At 73.4% G+C, this 17,562-nt stretch carries 20 protein-coding genes; 10 read left to right on the top strand and 10 right to left on the bottom strand.

The window, feature by feature from the left end:
- Positions 1 to 193 precede the first annotated feature (193 nt).
- On the top strand, positions 194 to 877 hold the full coding sequence (locus tag ACWDY5_RS28700) for a RibD family protein (RefSeq protein ID WP_449725274.1): 684 nt from the start codon (positions 194 to 196) through the stop codon (positions 875 to 877).
- Here the strand turns inward: ACWDY5_RS28700 and ACWDY5_RS28695 are convergent.
- Complete coding sequence (locus ACWDY5_RS28695) at positions 816 to 1,253, bottom strand: DoxX family protein (protein ID WP_449725273.1); 438 nt, start codon at positions 1,251 to 1,253, stop codon at positions 816 to 818. The genes ACWDY5_RS28700 and ACWDY5_RS28695 overlap by 62 nt on opposite strands.
- Positions 1,246 to 1,965 (bottom strand): CDP-alcohol phosphatidyltransferase family protein, encoded by a 720-nt coding sequence (locus tag ACWDY5_RS28690; protein ID WP_449725272.1) that lies wholly within the window; start codon positions 1,963 to 1,965, stop codon positions 1,246 to 1,248. Before ACWDY5_RS28690 ends, ACWDY5_RS28695 begins: the two co-directional genes overlap by 8 nt.
- Before the next feature lie 40 nt (positions 1,966 to 2,005).
- Between ACWDY5_RS28690 and ACWDY5_RS28685 the strand changes: the two genes are divergently transcribed.
- Complete coding sequence (locus ACWDY5_RS28685; protein WP_449725271.1) at positions 2,006 to 2,974, top strand: zinc-dependent alcohol dehydrogenase; 969 nt, start codon at positions 2,006 to 2,008, stop codon at positions 2,972 to 2,974.
- A gap of 1 nt (position 2,975) precedes the next feature.
- On the top strand, positions 2,976 to 3,665 hold the full coding sequence (locus ACWDY5_RS28680; protein WP_449725270.1) for a creatininase family protein: 690 nt from the start codon (positions 2,976 to 2,978) through the stop codon (positions 3,663 to 3,665).
- Here ACWDY5_RS28680 and ACWDY5_RS28675 read toward each other — a convergent pair.
- From ACWDY5_RS28675 to ACWDY5_RS28660, 4 genes are read right to left on the bottom strand one after another with little or no spacing between them, the layout of a single operon-like run.
- Complete coding sequence (locus tag ACWDY5_RS28675) at positions 3,588 to 4,625, bottom strand: lysylphosphatidylglycerol synthase transmembrane domain-containing protein (RefSeq protein ID WP_449725269.1); 1,038 nt, start codon at positions 4,623 to 4,625, stop codon at positions 3,588 to 3,590. The genes ACWDY5_RS28680 and ACWDY5_RS28675 overlap by 78 nt on opposite strands.
- Positions 4,625 to 5,392 (bottom strand): methyltransferase domain-containing protein, encoded by a 768-nt coding sequence (locus ACWDY5_RS28670; protein WP_449725268.1) that lies wholly within the window; start codon positions 5,390 to 5,392, stop codon positions 4,625 to 4,627. The genes ACWDY5_RS28675 and ACWDY5_RS28670 overlap by 1 nt, the downstream gene beginning before the upstream one ends.
- Positions 5,389 to 6,438, bottom strand: coding sequence for a glycosyltransferase family 4 protein (locus tag ACWDY5_RS28665; RefSeq protein WP_449725267.1), 1,050 nt, complete (start codon positions 6,436 to 6,438; stop codon positions 5,389 to 5,391). Before ACWDY5_RS28665 ends, ACWDY5_RS28670 begins: the two co-directional genes overlap by 4 nt.
- The gene (locus ACWDY5_RS28660) at positions 6,435 to 6,833 is read right to left on the bottom strand and encodes a 6-pyruvoyl trahydropterin synthase family protein (RefSeq protein WP_449725276.1); all 399 of its coding nucleotides are present in this window, start codon (positions 6,831 to 6,833) and stop codon (positions 6,435 to 6,437) included. The genes ACWDY5_RS28665 and ACWDY5_RS28660 overlap by 4 nt, the downstream gene beginning before the upstream one ends.
- Before the next feature lie 87 nt (positions 6,834 to 6,920).
- Here ACWDY5_RS28660 and ACWDY5_RS28655 point away from each other — a divergent pair, with 87 nt between their 5' ends.
- The 3 genes from ACWDY5_RS28655 to ACWDY5_RS28645 all read left to right on the top strand — a co-directional run bounded on the left by ACWDY5_RS28655 (position 6,921) and on the right by ACWDY5_RS28645 (position 12,090).
- The gene (locus ACWDY5_RS28655; protein WP_449725266.1) at positions 6,921 to 7,562 is read left to right on the top strand and encodes a GTP cyclohydrolase II; all 642 of its coding nucleotides are present in this window, start codon (positions 6,921 to 6,923) and stop codon (positions 7,560 to 7,562) included.
- A gap of 153 nt (positions 7,563 to 7,715) precedes the next feature.
- Positions 7,716 to 10,721, top strand: coding sequence for a BTAD domain-containing putative transcriptional regulator (locus tag ACWDY5_RS28650; RefSeq protein ID WP_449725265.1), 3,006 nt, complete (start codon positions 7,716 to 7,718; stop codon positions 10,719 to 10,721).
- A 76-nt stretch (positions 10,722 to 10,797) separates the two neighbouring features.
- Positions 10,798 to 12,090: a purine-cytosine permease family protein gene (locus tag ACWDY5_RS28645; protein WP_449725264.1), complete on the top strand. Its 1,293-nt coding sequence runs from the start codon at positions 10,798 to 10,800 to the stop codon at positions 12,088 to 12,090.
- Here ACWDY5_RS28645 and ACWDY5_RS28640 read toward each other — a convergent pair.
- Entirely contained in the window at positions 12,056 to 12,574 is a 519-nt protein-coding gene (locus ACWDY5_RS28640; RefSeq protein WP_449725263.1) for an isochorismatase family protein, read from the bottom strand. The genes ACWDY5_RS28645 and ACWDY5_RS28640 overlap by 35 nt on opposite strands.
- Positions 12,571 to 13,104, bottom strand: a complete 534-nt coding sequence (locus ACWDY5_RS28635; RefSeq protein ID WP_449725262.1) for a TetR/AcrR family transcriptional regulator — start codon at positions 13,102 to 13,104, stop codon at positions 12,571 to 12,573. The genes ACWDY5_RS28640 and ACWDY5_RS28635 overlap by 4 nt, the downstream gene beginning before the upstream one ends.
- Before the next feature lie 52 nt (positions 13,105 to 13,156).
- Here ACWDY5_RS28635 and ACWDY5_RS28630 point away from each other — a divergent pair, with 52 nt between their 5' ends.
- From ACWDY5_RS28630 to ACWDY5_RS28615, 4 genes are all read left to right on the top strand, one after another.
- The gene (locus ACWDY5_RS28630; RefSeq protein ID WP_449725261.1) at positions 13,157 to 13,987 is read left to right on the top strand and encodes an EamA family transporter; all 831 of its coding nucleotides are present in this window, start codon (positions 13,157 to 13,159) and stop codon (positions 13,985 to 13,987) included.
- A 23-nt stretch (positions 13,988 to 14,010) separates the two neighbouring features.
- Entirely contained in the window at positions 14,011 to 14,604 is a 594-nt protein-coding gene (locus ACWDY5_RS28625) for a chorismate mutase (protein ID WP_449725260.1), read from the top strand.
- A 122-nt stretch (positions 14,605 to 14,726) separates the two neighbouring features.
- On the top strand, positions 14,727 to 15,353 hold the full coding sequence (locus ACWDY5_RS28620; RefSeq protein WP_449725259.1) for a hypothetical protein: 627 nt from the start codon (positions 14,727 to 14,729) through the stop codon (positions 15,351 to 15,353).
- 23 nt (positions 15,354 to 15,376) lie between these two features.
- Positions 15,377 to 15,613: a DUF2630 family protein gene (locus ACWDY5_RS28615; protein ID WP_449725258.1), complete on the top strand. Its 237-nt coding sequence runs from the start codon at positions 15,377 to 15,379 to the stop codon at positions 15,611 to 15,613.
- On the opposite strand, the gene ACWDY5_RS28610 is transcribed toward ACWDY5_RS28615, so the two are convergent.
- Complete coding sequence (locus ACWDY5_RS28610) at positions 15,607 to 16,536, bottom strand: OsmC family protein (RefSeq protein WP_449725257.1); 930 nt, start codon at positions 16,534 to 16,536, stop codon at positions 15,607 to 15,609. The two genes, ACWDY5_RS28615 and ACWDY5_RS28610, sit on opposite strands and share 7 nt — an antisense overlap.
- A complete protein-coding gene (locus tag ACWDY5_RS28605; RefSeq protein ID WP_449725256.1) occupies positions 16,533 to 17,387 on the bottom strand; it encodes an SAM-dependent methyltransferase in 855 nt (284 codons plus the stop codon). Before ACWDY5_RS28605 ends, ACWDY5_RS28610 begins: the two co-directional genes overlap by 4 nt.
- Positions 17,388 to 17,562 lie beyond the last annotated feature (175 nt).

Below are 17,562 nucleotides of genomic sequence, written 5' to 3'. Positions count from 1 at the left end.
CTCAGCGGGCGCGGGCAGGCGCGGTGCGGCGGGCTTGGCGGTGCGGGGCGCGGCGGCGGTGCGCCGGGTGTCCGCCGCGTCCCCGGCCGCGCGACCGTCCACAGTCGACATTCGCCGTCCTCTCGTCCAAGCGTTGCGCTGTCTGGGTAGACGTGGGCCGGTCGCGGCCGGTTCACGGGTAGCGTGTCCAGACGTGACCCGTCCGCACGTGTTGCTCAGCGTCGCCGTCAGCGTGGACGGCTACATCGATGACGTGAGCCCGCAACGGTTTCCGCTGTCCAACGCCGAGGACTTCGACCGGGTGGACCAGTTGCGCGCCGAGTCCGACGCCATCCTCGTCGGGGCCGCCACCATCCGCGCGGACAATCCCCGCCTGCTGGTCAACTGCCAGGACCGCCGGGCCTCCCGGATCGCGCGGGGGCTGCCCGAGTACCCGGTGAAGGTGGCCGTGACCGGCTCCGGCGAGCTGGACCCCGGGCTCAAGTTCTGGCACTGCGGCGGCCAGAAGCTGGTGTACACCACCGATTCCGGCGCACCGGCCGCCACCGCGCAAGTGGGTGAGCTGGCCACGGTCGTCTCCCTCGGCGCCGAGGTTGAGCTCGGGGCGTTGCTGGACGATCTTGGGGCCCGGGGTGTGGGCAGGCTGATGGTGGAGGGCGGCGGCAGCATCCACACCGCCTTCCTCGCCGCGGGACTGGCCGACGAGGTCCGGATCGCCATCGCGCCCATGCTCATCGGCCAGGCCACCGCGCCGCGGTTTGTGAACCCGGCCGATTTCCCGGGCGGCCCGGCCCGGCGGTTCCACCTGGACGAGGTCACCCGGCTTGGGGACGTGGCGGTGTTGCGGTACCTGCCGAAGCGGGACGGAGCAGCCTGAGCGCGCCGGTCACGTCCGGCCAGCGGAAGACCGCGACCACCGCGGCCAGCGCCAGCAGGGTCGCGGGCAGCTGCGCGCCCGCGGTGTCCCGCAACAGGAACAGCTCGGTGGCCACCGCGCCGGTCATCACCCCGGCCAGGCCCAGCGCGGCCAGCCCGCCCAGGCGCGGGACGAGCAGGCCTGCCGCGCCCGCGATCTCCAGCACGCCGGTGAGGTAGCGCAGCCACTGGCCCATGCCGATCTTGTCGAACTTGCCCACCAGGCCGTCACCCAGCAGCAGGTAGCCGCTGTAGACGAAGTAGGCGGCGAGCAGCACCCGCAGCACCCAGAGTGCGACCGTGCCCGCGATGCGCGCGGGGGACGCCGGTTCAGCCATGACGGGATCCTTCCACCAGAACGGGCGCCTGTCGCCGCAGCCAGGCGATGTCGCGGCCAAAGGACCACAGCAGCGTGCCCAGCGCGGCCGCGGTGAGCACCTCCGCGTACGGCAGCACCGCCGAGGCGGCCACCACCAGCACGATGCCCTGCGCCGCGGCCACCGCCTTGCGCGCCAGGCTGTGCGGCAGTGCCCCGCGCAGCCAGGGCAGCACCCAGGAAGCGGCCACGAACAGGTACCTGGCCGCGCCGATCAGCAGCACCCACGGCCCCAGGTGCAGCGAGACGTGCACGCTGAGCACCAGGATCAGGAAGGCGTCGACCTCCATGTCGAACCGGGCGCCGAAGGCCGAGGTGGTGCCGGTGCGCCTGGCCACCTGTCCGTCCACACAGTCCAGTGCCAGCGCGACCGCGGCCAGCACCACCAGCAGGGTGCCGGCCTCGGCCCGGTCGGCCACCAGCGCGGTGACCACCCCGACCAGCCCGCCCCTGGCCAGCGTGACCCGGTCGGCTGGCCCCAGGGTGGTTCCCGCGCGCCGCAGCGCGTGGCTGACCAGGAAGAAGGTGGCGGTGGCGTAGGCGAGTCCGGTGAGCCAGCCCAGACTGCCCAGCCCGATCGTGCCGCCGATGAGGCCGAGCAGCAGGACCTGGGCGACGACCCACCCGGCCTGCTCGGGCACGGCGGGTGCCGTGGTGTGCTGAAGTGTGGTCATCGGTCCCTCACCGTCGTCCGCTTTCTCGGAGGTTCCATTGGTGAAACGTTCAGCAAGGGCACTTTGGGTCACCGGTCCGGGAAATTGTGAGATCCGACCGGTTTTTCCACCCGAACCGGGACCGGGTGACGTCCTGGTCCGGACGCTGCACACCGCGGTCAGCCGGGGCACCGAGACCCTGGTGCTGCGCGGCGGCGTGCCACCGAACCAGCACGCGCTCATGCGGGCGCCATTCCAGGAGGGCGAGTTCCCCTGGCCGGTCAAGTACGGCTACCTCAACGTCGGGGTGGTCAAACAAGGGCCGCGGCACCTGGTGGGGCGCACCGTGTTCTGCCTCTATCCACACCAGACCGAGTACGTGGTGGGCTTGCGCGCGGTCACCCCGGTGCCGGATGCCGTGCCACCGGCGCGCGCGGTGCTGGCCGGCACGGTGGAGACCGCGGTGAACGCGCTCTGGGACGCCAGGCCGATGGTCGGCGACCGGATCGCGGTGGTCGGCGGCGGGATGATCGGGTGCAGTGCGGCCGCGCTGCTGGCCCGCTTCCCCGGCGTCCGGGTCCAGCTGGTGGACACCGATCCCAGCCGGGCCGCGGTGGCCGAGGCGCTTGGCGTGTCCTTCGCCGCGCCGGAGCAGGCGTTGCGGGACAACGACCGGGTGCTGCACGCCAGCGCCAGCGAGGCCGGCCTGGCCCTGTCCCTGGAGCTGCTCGCGCCGGAGGGCGAGGTGGTCGAGCTGAGCTGGTACGGCGACCGGCGGGTCAGCCTGCCGCTGGGCGAGGCGTTCCACTCGCGCAGGCTGCGCATCCGGGGCAGCCAGGTGGGCACGGTGGCCCGGCCGGACCGCGACTACGCCCAGCGGATGGCGTTGTCCCTTGAGCTGCTGGCCGATCCGGTGTTCGACGCGCTGATCACCGGGTCGAGCCCGTTCGAGGAACTGCCCGAGGTGCTGCCCAGGCTGGCCGACGGCTCGCTCCCGGCGCTGTGCCACCGCATTGACTACGGTGCCTGACATGCTCCCGACCGACACCACCGTGGACGTCCGCGAGCGCGGGGCCAGGGTGGCCCTGCTGCCGGTGGGCAGCCACGAGCAGCACGGCCCACACCTGCCGCTGGCCACCGACACGCTCATCGCCTGCGCGATCGCCCGCGAGCTCGCCGCCGCGCACCCGCTCCAGCTGCTGCCGCCGATCACCATCTCCTGCTCGCACGAGCACTCGGCCTGGCCGGGCACGGTGAGCATCAGCGCGCCCACGCTGTACGCGGTCGTGCGCGACATCGCGGGCTCGCTGCGGAAGTCCGGGGTGCCGAACCTGGTGCTGGTCAACGCACACGGCGGCAACTACGTGCTGTCCAACCTGGTCCAGGAGTCCGAGGGCCTGGCCCTGTTCCCCGGTTCGGCGGACTGGCGGGCCGCGCGGGAGCGGGCCGGGATCAAGACCTCCGCCCGCGCGGACATGCACGCGGGCGAGCTGGAAACCTCAATCTTGTTGCACACCAACCCGGAACTGCTGCGCCCCGGATTCGAGACCAGCGACCACGACGCCGGGGACCGCCCGCACCTGCTGACCCTGGGCCTGGCCGCCTACACCGAGTCCGGGGTCATCGGCCGTCCTTCGCTGGCCTCAGCGCGCAAGGGCGCCGAGCTGCTGGCCGGACTGGTCGAGACGTTCCGGCACACCCTCGCGGCGCTGCCGGGGTAGCAGCGTCAGCACCCCGGGCAGCGCGGACACCAGCGCCAGCGCCCCGTACACCACCCCGGTGGCCAGCCCCTGTGCCGCGCCGAGCCCGGCCGCGCCGAAGGCCACCGCCAGGAACGCCTCACGCGGCCCGAACCCGCCGAGGTTGACCGGCACCGCCATCACCAGCAGCGCCAGCACCAACAACGGCAGCAGCTGACCCAGCGGCGCGGTCACGCCCGCGACCCTGGCGGCCACCAGGAAGAGCAGGACGTGCCCGGCGACCCCGGCCGCGGAGAGCAGGGTGACCCGGAGCAGCAGACCGCCCGCGAGCAGCGACCTGGCGTCGGCGAGGGTCGCGGAGAGCTCGCGGCGCACCGCGGGCTTGCGGCGCAACAGCAGCACGACGGCGATCCCGGCGAGCAGCAACAGGCCCACCAAGATCGAGCCGAGTGGCAACATAGTCCCGCCTTGGCCCGCAACTGAATCGGCAGCGCCGTAGCCCGCGCCAGATCCCGCCCCGCTCTGGCCCGCAACGCCCGGCGCGAAACTCAGCGCGGGCACGGCCCCGCTCACCAGCACCCCGACCCCAGTCGCGATCAGCACCACCTGCCCCGCGAACCGCTCGAACACCACCGCCCGCACCCCGCGCCCCAGGTCCCCGGACTCCTTGCCGTGGCTCACCGCCCGGTGCACATCCCCGAGCACCCCGGCCGGCAGCACCGCGTTCAGCAGCTGCCCCCGGTAGTAGTCGGCGACCGCCCGTCCCAGCGTCAGCGGCAGCGCGAGCCCGCCGGCCACCAGCCGCCACCGCTGCGCGCTCGCCAGGGTGGTCAGCAGCCCGATGCCCAATGCCGCGAGCACCGAGCCGAAGCTGATCGAGCGCAGTCCGTCCAGCACCGCGCCCGCGCCCAGCTGCCAGCCCAGCGCGACCAGGATGCCCGCCGCCGCGACCAGTCGCAGCCACGGCCAGAGCGCGCGCATCAGCCCGCCCCCGGTAGCGCGAGCTGGTCCACGTGGTGCACCAGGGCCCGGAACTCGCCTGCCTGCCTGCGCCGCAGGTACTCCGGGGCCTGCGCGGCCAGCCGGGGTTCCTGTTCGACGGCCGCGCCGACCCAGCCGTGCAGCCATTCCGTGGTCAGCTCGGGCCGATCAGGGCCGAGCCGCCAGGTGCTGGGCCGGGTGGTCACCCGGTAGCCGTGGCGCTCGAAGGCCTCGGTGGTCGCGGCAGGCGCGTCCGGGCCGAGCAGGCCGTGGCGGCGCTGGTGGTCGTTGAAGGCGGCCTCGAACTCGGCGTCGAGCGCCTCGGCCGGGTCCAGGTCGATCCGCCCGGCGACGGAGAGGGTGAACAAAGCTGGCACACCGGCTTCTACGATGGCCGACACCAATCCGTTCAGCTGCTCGGTGGTGAACAGGTCCAGCAGCGCCGAACCGGTCACCAGCGCGGCCCCGGCCAGGTGCTCGGCGCGCAGGTCGCCGAGATCGCCCTGGCGGATCTCCACCGGCACGTCCAGGCTCGCCTCGGCCAGGGCGAGCAGGCGCGGATCCTGGTCGTGCAGCACCCAGCGTTGCGGGCCGGGCAGCCGCCCGGACAACCAGCGGGCCTGGGAACCGCTGCCGCAGCCCAGGTCGTGGATGACCAGCCCGGCCGCGGGGTCGAGCGCGGCGCGCAGCGGGTCGAGCAGCTCGGTGGCACGCGACTCGGCGTCCACCGGTTCGCGCAAGGCCAGCCATTCCGGGGTGTAGGTCATGCGCGCACAGTAGCCAGCACCCGCTCCAGATCCCTGGCGGAATCCACCCAGCTCGGCAGCTCCGCCCGCCGCCGGCGCGCGGAAACCCGCAGGCCACGCCGCAAGTCGGCATCGGTCAGCCAGCGCCGCAGCGCCGCGGCGAGCGCGGCTGGATCACCCGGCGGGACCAGCAGGCCGCCGTCACCGAGGGCCTCCGGCACGCCGCTGCCCGAGGTGGCCAGCACCGGGACCCCCCTGGCCAGCGCCTCGGTGACCACCATGCCGTAGGTCTCCGCGCGGGAGGGCAGCACCAGCAGGTCGGCCGCGCGGTACTCCTGTTCCAGCGGTGCCCCGGTCAGCGGCCCGAGCAGTTCCATCCGCCCGGCCAGCCCATGCCGCTCGACGATCTCCCGCACCAGCCGCAGCTGCGCCTGGTCCCGCATCGGCCCCGCGCACCGGCACCACCAGGGCAGGTCGGCGACCGTCGCGAGCGCCTCGGCCAGCAGGTCGTGGCCCTTGCGCGGGGTCACCGAGGCCACGCACAGCAGCCCGGACACCCCGTCCGTGCCGGGCGCCTGCTGCGCGGGGTCCACGCCCGGCAGCACCGTGTGCACCAGCTCGGCGGCCAGCCCGTGCCGCTCGACCAGCCGCCGCGCGGCCCAGGAGCTGGTGGCGACCACCGCGCGGGCGGCGCGCAGGCCGGCCCGCTCGGCCCCGTCCAACCGGTCGGCCAGCGCCGGGTCCAGGCCGGTCTCATCCGCCAGCGGCAGGTGCACCAGCACCACCAGGTTGAGCCGGTCCGCCTCTGGTCGCAGCAGCTCAGGCACCCCGCAGGCGACCAGCCCGTCCAGCAGCACCACCGCCCCGGCCGGGCGGTCGGCCAGTGCCGCCGCCAGCGCGGCCCGGCTGGCCGGGCCCGGCTGCGGCCAGGTCCCGGGAATCGCGACCTCGCGCACGTCCACGCCCAGGGCGGTCAGCTGCTGGCTCACCCTGCGGTCGTAGACGTTGCCGCCGCTGGGCGCGGCCCGGTCGTCGATGTCGCCGGGCAGCACGAACCAGACGGTCACAGCGGGCGTTCGTAGCTCGCCCAGGCCACGTGCGACTCGTGCAGGGTGACCTCGATCTTGGCCAGCCCGCGCGCCCCCTCGCCGAGCGATCCGGCGTGCACCCTGGCGGCCAGCTGGTCGGCGATGTGCTTGGCCAGGAACTCGGTGGAAGTGTTGATCCCGGCGAAAACGGGCACTTCATCCAGGTTGCGGTAGTTGAGCTCGGCCAGCACCTCGCCCAGCTCGCTGGTGGCCAGTCCGATGTCGACGACGATGTTGTCCGGATCCAGCTCCGCCCGGCTGAACCGGGCGTCCACCACGAACGTAGCTCCGTGCAGGCGTTGTGCCGGACCGAAGACCTCGCCCCGGAAGCTGTGGGCGACCATGACGTGATCACGGACGGTGATGCTGAACAGGGTGACCTCCAGGGCAGTGCGGAAAACGGGGCAACCTCCGGCCGAGCGTAGACAACGCCCGGCCGGACTGGGGTGAGGAGAGGCCGGATGTACACACAAGCCTTCAGCGACACCGAGATCGCCGAATCCGACCTGGTCACGCGGCGTGGCAGGTTCCGGGCCATCGCGTTCTGGGCGGACGGCCACGAGCACCTGGCACTGGTCTACGGCTGCGCGCGGGACCGGGAGGACGTGCTGGTGCGCGTGCACTCGGAGTGCCTGACCGGGGACATCCTCGGCGCCATGCGCTGCGAGTGCGGCGAGCAGCTCAACGGGGCGCTGGACGCGATCGTGCGCGAGGGCAGCGGGGTACTGGTCTACCTGCGCGGCCACGAGGGCCGGGGCATCGGCCTGGTGGCCAAGGTCCGCACGCACGTGCTGCAGGACGAGCAGGGCCTGGACACCCTGGACTCGGCCACCGAACTCGGCCTGCCGGTGGACACCAGGGACTACGGCCCGGCCGCGAAGGTGCTGCGGCACCTGCGGATCCGCTCGGTGCGCCTGCTGTCGAACAACCCGGACAAGTTCCAGGCCCTGGAGGCCCACGGCATCCCGGTGGTGGCCAGGGTCCCGCTGGTGATGCCGGCCAACCGGCACAACATCGGCTACCTGACCGCCAAACGCGACCGGCTCGGCCACGACCTGCCCCAGGTGGAGGTCTTCGGCGAGCCGCAGAAGGAGTGCTGCTGAGCCGGGAAAACGATTGGCGGGCTGCCCGCACCCCCAGGTAGTGGGCAGCCCGCTCCCTGCCACACTCTGCCGGACGCCGGCCGCGAAGACGTTGAATGAACGTTGAACTCGCTGCTCGGGGCTGGTAAGCCGGGGGTGACGACAGGGGGATGCGTGACGGTCGAGTTCCTGGTGCTGGGCGGGGTCGAGGCGCGGGCAGGCGGGCGGCTGCTCGATCTGGGGCCTGCCCGGCAGCGGCGGGTGCTGGCCGCGTTGCTGGTCAACGCCAACCAGGCGGTCACCGCCGACCAGCTGATCGAGCGGGTCTGGGGCGAGCGGCTGCCGCAGCGGGCCGGGGGCACCTTGCGCAGCTACCTCACCCGGCTGCGGCAGGTCCTGGACGAGACCGGCCAGGTGCGGATCCAGCGGCAGTCCGGCGGCTACGTGCTCACCGTGGACGAGCAGTCCGTGGACCTGCACCGCTTCCGGCGGCTGGTCGCGGCGGCCAGGGCCAGTGACTCCGACACCGAGCGGCTGGCGCTGTTCGAGCAGGCCTTCCAGCTGTGCCGGGACGAGCCGTTCGCCGGGTTCGACACGCCGTGGTTCGCCCAGGTGCGGGCCGGGTTCGAGCGGGTGCGGGTGGCCGCGGAGCTGGACCACGTTGAGGTGGCGCTGCGCTGCGGCAAGCACCTCGACCTGCTGCCCAGGCTGACCGCGTGGGCCGAGCAGCGGCCGCTGGACGAACGGCTGGCCGGTCAGCTGATGGTGGCGCTCTACCGCGGCGGGCGGCAAGCCGAGGCCCTGCAAACCTTCCACCGGGTGCGCACCGCGCTGATCGAGGAGATGGGCATCGAGCCCGGCGCGGACCTGCGCGCGCTGCACCAGCGGATGCTGGCCGGGGACAGCGCACTGGCCGCGCCCGCGCCCGAGGCGGCCGCGCCCGCGTGGCGGTTGCTGCCCAGGGACATCGACGACTTCACCGGCCGGGACGAGGAGCTGCGGCGGGTGCTGGACCGGCTGCCCGCGGTGCCGGGGGCGAGCAGCGCGGTGGTGATCACCGCGATCGACGGGATGGCCGGGATCGGCAAGACCACGCTGGCGGTGCGGGCCGCGCACCAGATCGCCGACCGCTACCCCGATGCCCAGCTGTTCCTGGACCTGCACGCGCACACCGAGGACCACCAGCCCACCGAACCGGCCGCCGCGCTGCACACCCTGCTGCGTTCGATGGGCGTGCCCGGGGAGAAGATCCCGCACGAGCTCCAGGCGCGGGCCGGGCTGTGGCGGCGGCACTTGGCCGGGAAGCGAGCGCTGGTGGTGCTGGACAACGCGGCCAGCGCGGCCCAGGTCCGCCCGCTGCTGCCGGGCAACCCGGAATGCCTGGTGCTGATCACCAGCAGGCACCGGCTGACCGACCTGGAGGCCGCGCACATCCTCTCCCTGGACGTGCTGCCCGACGGCGACGCCACCGCCCTGTTCGCCCGGATCGCCGGGTCCGAGCGGGCCACCGCGGAACCGGAGGCGGTGGCCGAGGTGGTCACGCTGTGCGGCGCGCTGCCGCTGGCCATCCGGATCGCCGCGGCCCGGCTGCGCAGCAGGCCCAGCTGGACGGTGGAGCACCTGGCCGCGCGGCTGCGCGACGAGCGGCGACGGCTGGGTGAGCTGACCGCGGGCGATGTCGGTGTGGCGGCCGCGTTCGCGCTGTCCTACCAGCAGCTCTCCCCCGCCCGGCAGCGGCTGTTCCGGCTGCTCGGCCTGCACCCCGGCGCGGAGCTGGACGCCTGGGCCGCCACCGCGCTGACCGACGGCGACCCGGAGGAGGTGGAGCAGGGCCTGGAGGACCTGGTCGACGTGCACCTGCTCCAGCAGCCCGCGCCCGGCCGCTACCGCTTCCACGACCTGTGCCGCGCACACGCCCGCCAGCTGGTCACCTGCGGCGAGCAGGAGAGCGAGCGGCAGGCCGCGCTGGACCGGCTGTGCGAGTTCTACCGGCACAGCACCGCGGCCGCGATGAACACCTTGGTCCCGGTGGACAAGCATCTGCGCACCGACTCCCCCGCCCCCGACCGGCCGGGCCCGGAGCTGGGCACCCGCGCGCTGGCCGGGATGTGGCTGGAACGCGAGCGCGGCAACCTGATCACCACCGCCATCCACTGCGCGCCGGAGCACGCCGCCTACCTCTCCGCCGCGCTCCAGCATTACCTCAACTTCCGCGGCTACTACGACGACGGCCACGCCTTGCACAGCAAGGTGGTCGCGCACGCGCGCGCGGCTGGCGACGAGGCGCTGGAGGGCCAGGCGCAGTACCGGCTCGGCTACGTCTACTGGTGGCAGGGCCGGTACCCGCTGGCGCTGGAGCACCTGACCAAGGCGCTGGTGCTGGCCGAGAAGGTCGGCCTGGTCGGCGTGCAGGGCTACGCGCAGGCCGGGCTGGGCTTCACCCACCGGCGGCTGGGCAGGCACGAGCAGGCGCTCCGGCACTTCCAGCGGGCGCTGGCCGCGGCCGAGCAGGCGGGCGATGTCAGCCTCCAGGGCCACGTGCTCACCGGGCTCGGCCACACCTACCCGGCGCTGGGCCGCGCCGAGGAGGCGCTGACGCACCTGCGGCGCGCGGTCGCGCTGGCCGAGGAGACCGGCGACCGGCAGGTGGAGATCGGCGCGCGGATCGGCCTGGGCGCGGGCTACCGGGGGCTGGGCCGTCGCGGTGACGCGTTGACGGAGCTGCGGCTGGCGCTGGCCGCCGCCGAGGACACCGGCGACCGGGGACTGCGCGGCTACGCGCTGCGCAACCTGGGCGATGTCTGCTTCGACACTGGCGAGCTGGCGGCCGCGCGCGAGCACTACCAGCAGGCGCTGACCCTGGCCAGGGAGATCGCCAGTCCCGGCCACGAGTCCGAGGCGCTGCTCGGCCTGGGCCAGACCGCGTTGCGCGGCGGGCTGTTCGAGCTGGCCCTGGACTACGCGCGCCGGTCGGAGGCGCTGGCCGCCGAGGTAGGCGATGCCTACCAGCGAGCCTGCGCGCACCGCTGCCTGGCCCGGATCCAGCAGGACCTGGACCGCCCGGCCGACGCGCACCGGCACTGGCGGCAGGCACTGGCCCTGTTCGCCGAGCTGGGCATGCGCGAGGCCGAGGAGGCGCGCGGCGAACTGGCCAAGCTGGACGCCGAACGCGCCGAGTAGCCCAGGTTTTCAGGGCCACGACGGGAAATTTCAGTCCGCCGGTCGCAACCGGTGAACTCCCCCCATACTCCCTCGCGTGGCTGAGGACTACACGCTGCGCCGGGTTCCGCCCGCGGCGCGACACGGTTGGCGGACGGTCGCGGTGCAGTCCTTCGGCCAGGCGGGCAACATCGGCCTGCTGATGCTGGGCGCGCTGCTCGGGATCTCGCTGGGGTTCTGGCCCGCGGCCGGGGTTCTGGTGCTGGGCCTGGTGATCCAGACCGTGGCGCTGCTGGCCATGGGCGCCATGGGCATGCGCGAGGGGCTGGCCACCACCGTGCTCACCCGGTGGACCGGCCTGGGCCGCTACGGTTCGGCGATCCTCGGACTGGTGCTGGCCTGCTGTGTCACCGGCTGGTTCGGCGTGCTCAACACCGTTGTGGCGCAAGGACTGCACACCATCGTCGGCGGGCCGACCTGGCTGTGGGCGCTCATCGCAGGCGCCGGGATCACCGCGATCGTGATGTTCGGCTTCACCGTGATGGCCCGCACCGCCGCGGTCACCGCGCCCGCTTTCCTTGCCCTGTCGGCATATCTGGCCGTGACCCAGCTCTGGGACCGCCCGCTGGCCGAGCCGACCGGCGCGATGTCGATTCCGGCCGGGGTGACCGCGGTGGTCGGGGTGTGGATCATCGGCATCGTGGTGGCGCCCGACATCACCCGCTTCACCCGCAACCGCGCGGACGTGGTGCGGCTGACCGTGTTCGGCACCGTGCTCGGCCAGCTGCTGATCGGCCTGTGCGGAATCGCGCTGGCGCTGGCCTTCCAGACCAAGGACGTGGTCGCCATCGTCACCGCGGGCTCGGGCCTGCTGGGCATCGCGGTGCTGATCACCGCCACCGCCAACATCCAGAACCTCAACCTCTACGTCGGCACCCTCAGCCTGGCCAACGCGCTGGACACCCTGATCGGCCGCCGCCCCGGCCCGCGCCTGCTCACCGTGCTGCTGGGCGCGCTCGGCGCGATCGCCTCCGCCACCGGAGTTTTGTCCACTGTGGACAGTCTGCTGGCGGTGCTGGCCGGGGTGCTGCCACCGGTGGTGGGCATCGCCACCGCCGAGTACTACGTGGTGCGCCGCTGGCGACCGCTGCTGGAGGAGTCCCGCCCCAGCGGTGAGCTGCCCGCACCACCCCCGGCCTGGGTGCCCAGCGCACTGTTGATCTGGGTGGTCACCGCCGCGATCGGGCTGCTCGCGCCGTGGGGTGTGCCCGCGCTGAACGCGCTGCTGCCTGCCTTCGCGCTCACCGTGCTGGTGGGCTGGGCGAGCCGGGGACGAGCAGCCCGGCGGAGCCGTCTCAGCCCAGCGCGGCCACGATCTCCTCGGTGCTGAGCACCTCGCCGAGCCGCGGGAAGACCACGGTGAGCGCCGACTCGTGCGCGAGCGCGGACAAACCGGTCATCGCATCCGCCGCCGCCACCGTCTCGTACCCGTGGTCGGCCGCGGCGCGCAGCGTGGACTCCACCCCGAGCTCGGTGGCGATCCCGCCGAAGACCACCGTGCGCACGCCCAGCGCACGCAGGTGGGCGTCCAGCCCGGTGCCGTAGAAGGCGCCGATGGTGTGCTTGGTGACCAGCTCCTCGCCCTCGGCCGGGGCCAGCGCCGGGTCGAGCTCACTGCCCTCGGGCTGCTCGACGTTCGGTCGATGGGCCTGCACCAGCACGATCGGCGCACCGGCGGCACGGAAGGCGTCCCGCAGCCGGATCGCGTTGGCCAGCACCGCGGAGCCGGGGTGCGGGGTGGTGGGCAGCGCGATGATCCGGCGCTGGAGGTCCACCAGCACCAGGGCAGTGGTAGCGGGGTCGATCTTCGTCATGCGGGCAGCCTAGGTCCGCCCAGCACCCGGGCCAGCAGCGCGTCCACGTCCAGGGCGATCGCCCGGTGCGCCTGGTGCGAGACCAGCGAGGCGATGCCGTGCACGCCGACCAGCCGGGCCAGCGCGTCCTCGTCGGTGTCCGCCGGGTGCGCCGACCGCCAGGCCGCGCACCAGCGCCCGACCAGCGGGATCATCGTGGCGCGCAGGTTCGCGCCGGAGGCCTCCAGCAGGTCGTGCCGCAGCAACAGGTCGAAGGCGTGTGGCCGGGCGGCGGCGAAGTCGAGGTAGGCGCGGGCGAGCCGGTCCGGTTCCTCGCCGGTGCGGTCCAGCGCGGCGCCGAGCTCACCGGCGACGCGGACGGCCAGGTGGCCGAGCAGGCTGGTGCGCGAGGGGAAGTGGCGGCGGGGCGCGCCGTGCGAGACGCCGCAGCGCCGGGCGGTCTCCCGGATGGTCACCGCCTCCACGCCGCTGTGGTCGAGCAGTTCGGCGGCCGCGCCGAGCAGCTGTTCCCGGAGATCGTCCGCCACCATCGGCCACTCCCTTCGTAGACACCGTCTACTCTAGCTGGTAGACACTGTCTACGTGATAGCTCTGGGGTTGTTGACGGTGGCCGCGCTGTGCCACGCCGGGTGGAACCTGCTGGTGAAGTCCGCGCCACAGCAGGGACCTGAGTTCGTCTGGCTGTACTCGGTGATCGCCGCGCCGGCCTCGCTCGGGCTGCTGGGCTGGGCGCTGGCCAACGGGACGGTGCTGCCCTCGGTGTGGCCGGCGCTGGTCAGCATGGTGCTGCACACCGCCTATGCCGTGGTGCTGCAACAGGCCTACCGCGCGGGCGAGTTCTCCGTGGTCTACCCGGTCAGCCGGGGCACGCCGCCGGTGCTGGTCACCGTGGCCACCATCCCGTGGGCGGGCTGGCCGCGGCTCCAGGCGTGGTGCGGGATCGGGCTGGTGCTCGGCGGGGTGCTGGCGCTGGACCGGGTGTGGCAGCGGCAGGGGGTGGCGCGCGGGACGGTGCTGGGACTGGGCGTGGCGGCGTGCAGCTGCGCCTACACGCTGTGGGACGCCTACGCGGTGAACCAGCTCGGCGTCCACGTTCTGTCCTACCTCGCGGTGGCCAACCTCGGGCAGGTGGTGCTGCTGTCGGCGGTGGTCCGGCTGCGCCGCCGCCCGGTCCGCCCGGTGCTGGCACACTGGCGGCGCGCGCTGCCGATCGCGGTGCTGGCCCCGGCGAGCTACGGCCTGGTGCTGGTGGCGATGTCCCTGGAACCGGTGAGCGCGGTGGCCACCGGCCGCACCCTGAACGTGGTGCTGGGCGTGCTGCTCGGCGTGCTGGTGCTGCGCGAACGCCTCACCGCCTGGCGGATCGCCGGTCTGGTCGCGGTCGCGGGCGGGGTGCTGCTGGTCTCGCTCTAGTGTCGTGAGCCTACTGTGGAGCCATGCGCCTCCGTCGCCTCGCGCTGCTCGTCTCGGTCCTGCTCGGCGCCCTCACCGTCGGCGGCCCGGCCGCCGCGGCCGCCACCCCGGTCACCGCGACGGTCGAGGCCCAGGACCTCCGCAGGCTGGGTCCGCTGACCGAGCTGGTGATCCAGCGGCTGCTGGTGGGCGACCTGGTGGCCGCCTCGAAGTTCGGCACCGGCAAGCCGATCGACGATCCGGTGCGCGAACAGCAGGTGCTCGACGCCGTGCGCGCCAAGGCAGGCCCACTCGGCTTGGACCCGGAGGGCACGGTCCGCTTCTTCCAGGACCAGATCACCGCGAACAAGGCGGTGCAGCGCGGCCTGTTCGCTTACTGGACCCGGCACCCGGACCACGCGCCTGCCACCCGTCCGGACCTCGCGGTGATCCGGCAGCGCCTCGACGAGCTGACCACCAGCCTGCTCGCCGAGCTGGTGTCCACAAAGGACATTCGTCGCCCTGACCTGCGCTGCCGGGTGCTGCTGCTGGAGGCCGGGCTCACCGGCGCGCTCCAGCACCGCCTGGACCGGCTGCACCGGCGCGCGCTGAACACCGGGACCCAGTCGATCTGCTGAGGGCTTGCCTCTCCGGCAAGGGGAGGCCCGAGGGTGGCGGCATGGACTACTCAATCGGCGAACTGGCCCAGCGCACCGGCCTGACCGTCAAGGCGATCCGCTGCTACGCCGACTAGGGCCTGGTGCCCTCGGCGCGCAACCCGGCAGGGCACCGCCGCTTCGCCCCGGCCGCCCTGGCCCGCCTCGACCTGATCCGCACCCTGCGCGCCCTGGACCTGCTGCACCGGCTGGCCACCGGCACCGAGGCCGAACGGCTGCGCCTGGTCGAGGACTTCCTGGACGCGGTGTTCACCCGGCGCGGCGGGATCAGCCAGTCGCTCACCCCGGAGCTGCCGCCGCAGCCGACCGCGGCGCAGCTGGAGGCCTGGCTGGAGCTGGCCACGCTGACCCAGGACCCGGACTTCCGCGCGCTCCTGCGGAAGCTGGCCGAGCAGCACGAGCTCCCGGCCACCGGACTCCCCCGCCCGGACCTCGCCGCCACCGTCCGCGACCGGGTCTCCCCCGCACTGGCCGAGGGCCTGGACCCGGCGTCCCCCTCGGCCCGCCCGGTGGCCGAGGCCATCCTCGCGCAGCACCCCGACCTGCCGGACCTGCTCGCCCGCCTCAGTGCCGCCGCCGACCCGCGCCGTGACCGCTACCTGCGCCTGCTCGCCACGGTCAACGGCTGGCCCGAGCCTGAGCCCCTCGCGCCCGCGCTGGACTGGGCGATCCGGGCGCTGCGGTCCACTCCGGACTACGCTCGCGGATAGCCGATCGGGAGAGGAGCCGACCAATGGCGGAGAAGGACATCCTCGGCACCATCGACGAGCTGGTCGCCGAGGAACGGGAGCTGCGCGGGCACGGCGGCGGGCTGTCCGAGGCCGACCGCACCCGGCTGAAGTCCCTGGAACAGCAGCTGGACCAGTGCTGGGACCTGTTGCGCCAGCGGCGCGCGGCGGCGGAGTTCGGCCAGGACCCGGACGAGGCGAGCGCGCGGCCCGCGGGCGAGGTGCAGGGCTACCTTCAGTAGGCCGCGGTGTCGATGATGATCTCCGAGTGCAGCGTGCGGTGCACCGGGCAGCGGTCGGCGATCTCCAGCAGGCGCTGGCGCTGCCCGGCGTCCAGCTGACCGGTGATCCGGATGGCCCGCTCGATCCGGTCCAGCCTGCCGTCCTTGGTCTCGCAGTCCGCGCAGTCGCTGGCGTGCACCCTGGAGTGCCGCAGCGCCACGCTGACCCGCTCCAGCGGCCAGCCCTTGCGCTCGGCGTACATCCGCAGCGTCATCGAGGTGCACGCGCCCAGCCCGGCCAGCAGCAGGTCGTACGGGGACAGCCCGCTGTCCTCGCCCAGCGGGCGCGGCTCGTCGGCGGTGATCACGTGCCTGCCCACGGTGATGGTCTGGCCGTAGGTCCCGGTGCCGTTCTCGGTGACCACCACGTGGCCCTCGGGTTCGGCGGCGGGCGCCGGCAGGTGCCGTGCGGCCCAGGCGGCGATCATCGCGCCCGCGTAGGCGGCGTCGCGCGGGCGGATGAGGTCGTGGTCGGCATCGTCCAGGGCGAGGAAGGACTTGGGGTGCCGGGCGTCCAGGAAGATCCGCCGGGCGTGCTCGATCCCCACCGTGACGTCGGTCGGTGAGTGCAGCACCAGCAGCGCCGCGCCGAGCTTGGCCACCGCCTCCGCCGGGGCGGGCGCGGCCAGCGTGGCCACCGCGGTGACGGCCGGGATCCGCGCGGCCACCTGGAGCGCGGCGGTGCCGCCGATGCCATGGCCGAGCAGCAGCAGCGGCCCGTCCAAGTGTTCGGCGAGCGCGGTCAGTTCCTCGGCGGTGCTGTCGGTGTTGTCCGCCTCGACCTGGTGCACGGCGAGGCCGGTGGCGGTCAGCGCCTGGGTGATCGCGGCGGCGGCCGGTGCGGGCAGGCGGTGGGCGAAGAGGGCGTGGGCGTGCGGGGTCACCCGCCGACAGTAGGGGACGGTTTCCCTGCCACCACAACGGCATAGCCGATCTCGGGGGTGACCGCGAGCTTGGCCCAGCCGTTGTCCACCCCGGCGTCGGCCTCCTCCGGCAGCTCCCCGTTGGCGGCCACGTAGGCGTCGTGCTCGGCCTGCAGGCCGCGGAAGGTGCCGCGCAGCGAGTCCTCGGTGATGTCCAGCGACTCCACCAGCTCCAGCCCGCTCTCGGCCAGCAGCTCCGGGTAGCCGGCCAGCGGGTGGATGGCCGCGATGCTGTTGAGCGCCCAGGTCTCGCGCAGCTCCTGGTTCTGCTCCTCGGTCAGCGGCACCAGCTGCACCAGGTCGGCGATCACCAGCCGGCCGCCGGGCCGCAGCACCTCGGCCAGCTGCCGCAGCACCTTGGCCTGGTCGGGCATGTGGAACAGCGACTCGAACAGCCACACCCCGTCGAAGGACTCCGCCGGGTACGGCAGGTCGGTCGCGTCGGCGAACTCGAACCGCACCCGCTCGGTGAGCCCGGCCTCGGCGGCGTTGCGCTCGGCCAGGTCGAGCTGGCGGCGGCTGACGTTGACGCCGACCACCTCCGCGCCGGTGGCCCTGGCCAGCTCCAGCGCGGGACGGCCGGTGCCGCAGCCCACGTCGAGCACCCGCTGACCTGGCCGCACCGCGAGCTTGTCGATCATCAGCGCGGTCATCCGCTGCGCGGCCTCCTGCACCGAGGTGCCGTAGGGCAGACCGGCCCAGTAGCCGACGTGGAAACTGCCGCCGAGATCGCCGTCGATGAACTCGGTGATCTGGTCGTAGTACGCGCCAACCGCCTCGGCGGTGACGTCGCGGTGGCCGCGGATCGTCATCAACACCTCCCCAGAGGTTCCCTGCCTACCGGACTCTCTTCAGGGCGGTCAACCCCGCCCGAATTGTCACCTTTTTCCGCCCTTTATTACACCTTAGGCCGTTCGGGTGAAATGGAAATAGACCGAAAGGCCGTTTGTCGTGACGCAGATCATTCCTTTTACTGATGCCCTTACC

The organism is Crossiella sp. NPDC003009, from assembly GCF_053591555.1.
The sequence above is the reverse complement of the archived record's forward strand: the minus strand, read 5'-3'. Positions and strand labels throughout refer to the sequence as shown.

Coding starts and splice junctions, on each gene's coding strand:
- ACWDY5_RS28695 (WP_449725273.1), bottom strand. CDS start 1,253: ATGGCTGAACCGGCGTCCCCCGCGCGCATCGCGGGCACGGTCGCACTC.
- ACWDY5_RS28690 (WP_449725272.1), bottom strand. CDS start 1,965: ATGACCACACTTCAGCACACCACGGCACCCGCCGTGCCCGAGCAGGCC.
- ACWDY5_RS28680 (WP_449725270.1), top strand. CDS start 2,976: ATGCTCCCGACCGACACCACCGTGGACGTCCGCGAGCGCGGGGCCAGG.
- ACWDY5_RS28675 (WP_449725269.1), bottom strand. CDS start 4,625: ATGCGCGCGCTCTGGCCGTGGCTGCGACTGGTCGCGGCGGCGGGCATC.
- ACWDY5_RS28670 (WP_449725268.1), bottom strand. CDS start 5,392: ATGACCTACACCCCGGAATGGCTGGCCTTGCGCGAACCGGTGGACGCC.
- ACWDY5_RS28655 (WP_449725266.1), top strand. CDS start 6,921: ATGTACACACAAGCCTTCAGCGACACCGAGATCGCCGAATCCGACCTG.
- ACWDY5_RS28640 (WP_449725263.1), bottom strand. CDS start 12,574: ATGACGAAGATCGACCCCGCTACCACTGCCCTGGTGCTGGTGGACCTC.
- ACWDY5_RS28635 (WP_449725262.1), bottom strand. CDS start 13,104: ATGGTGGCGGACGATCTCCGGGAACAGCTGCTCGGCGCGGCCGCCGAA.
- ACWDY5_RS28625 (WP_449725260.1), top strand. CDS start 14,011: ATGCGCCTCCGTCGCCTCGCGCTGCTCGTCTCGGTCCTGCTCGGCGCC.
- ACWDY5_RS28615 (WP_449725258.1), top strand. CDS start 15,377: ATGGCGGAGAAGGACATCCTCGGCACCATCGACGAGCTGGTCGCCGAG.
- ACWDY5_RS28605 (WP_449725256.1), bottom strand. CDS start 17,387: ATGACGATCCGCGGCCACCGCGACGTCACCGCCGAGGCGGTTGGCGCG.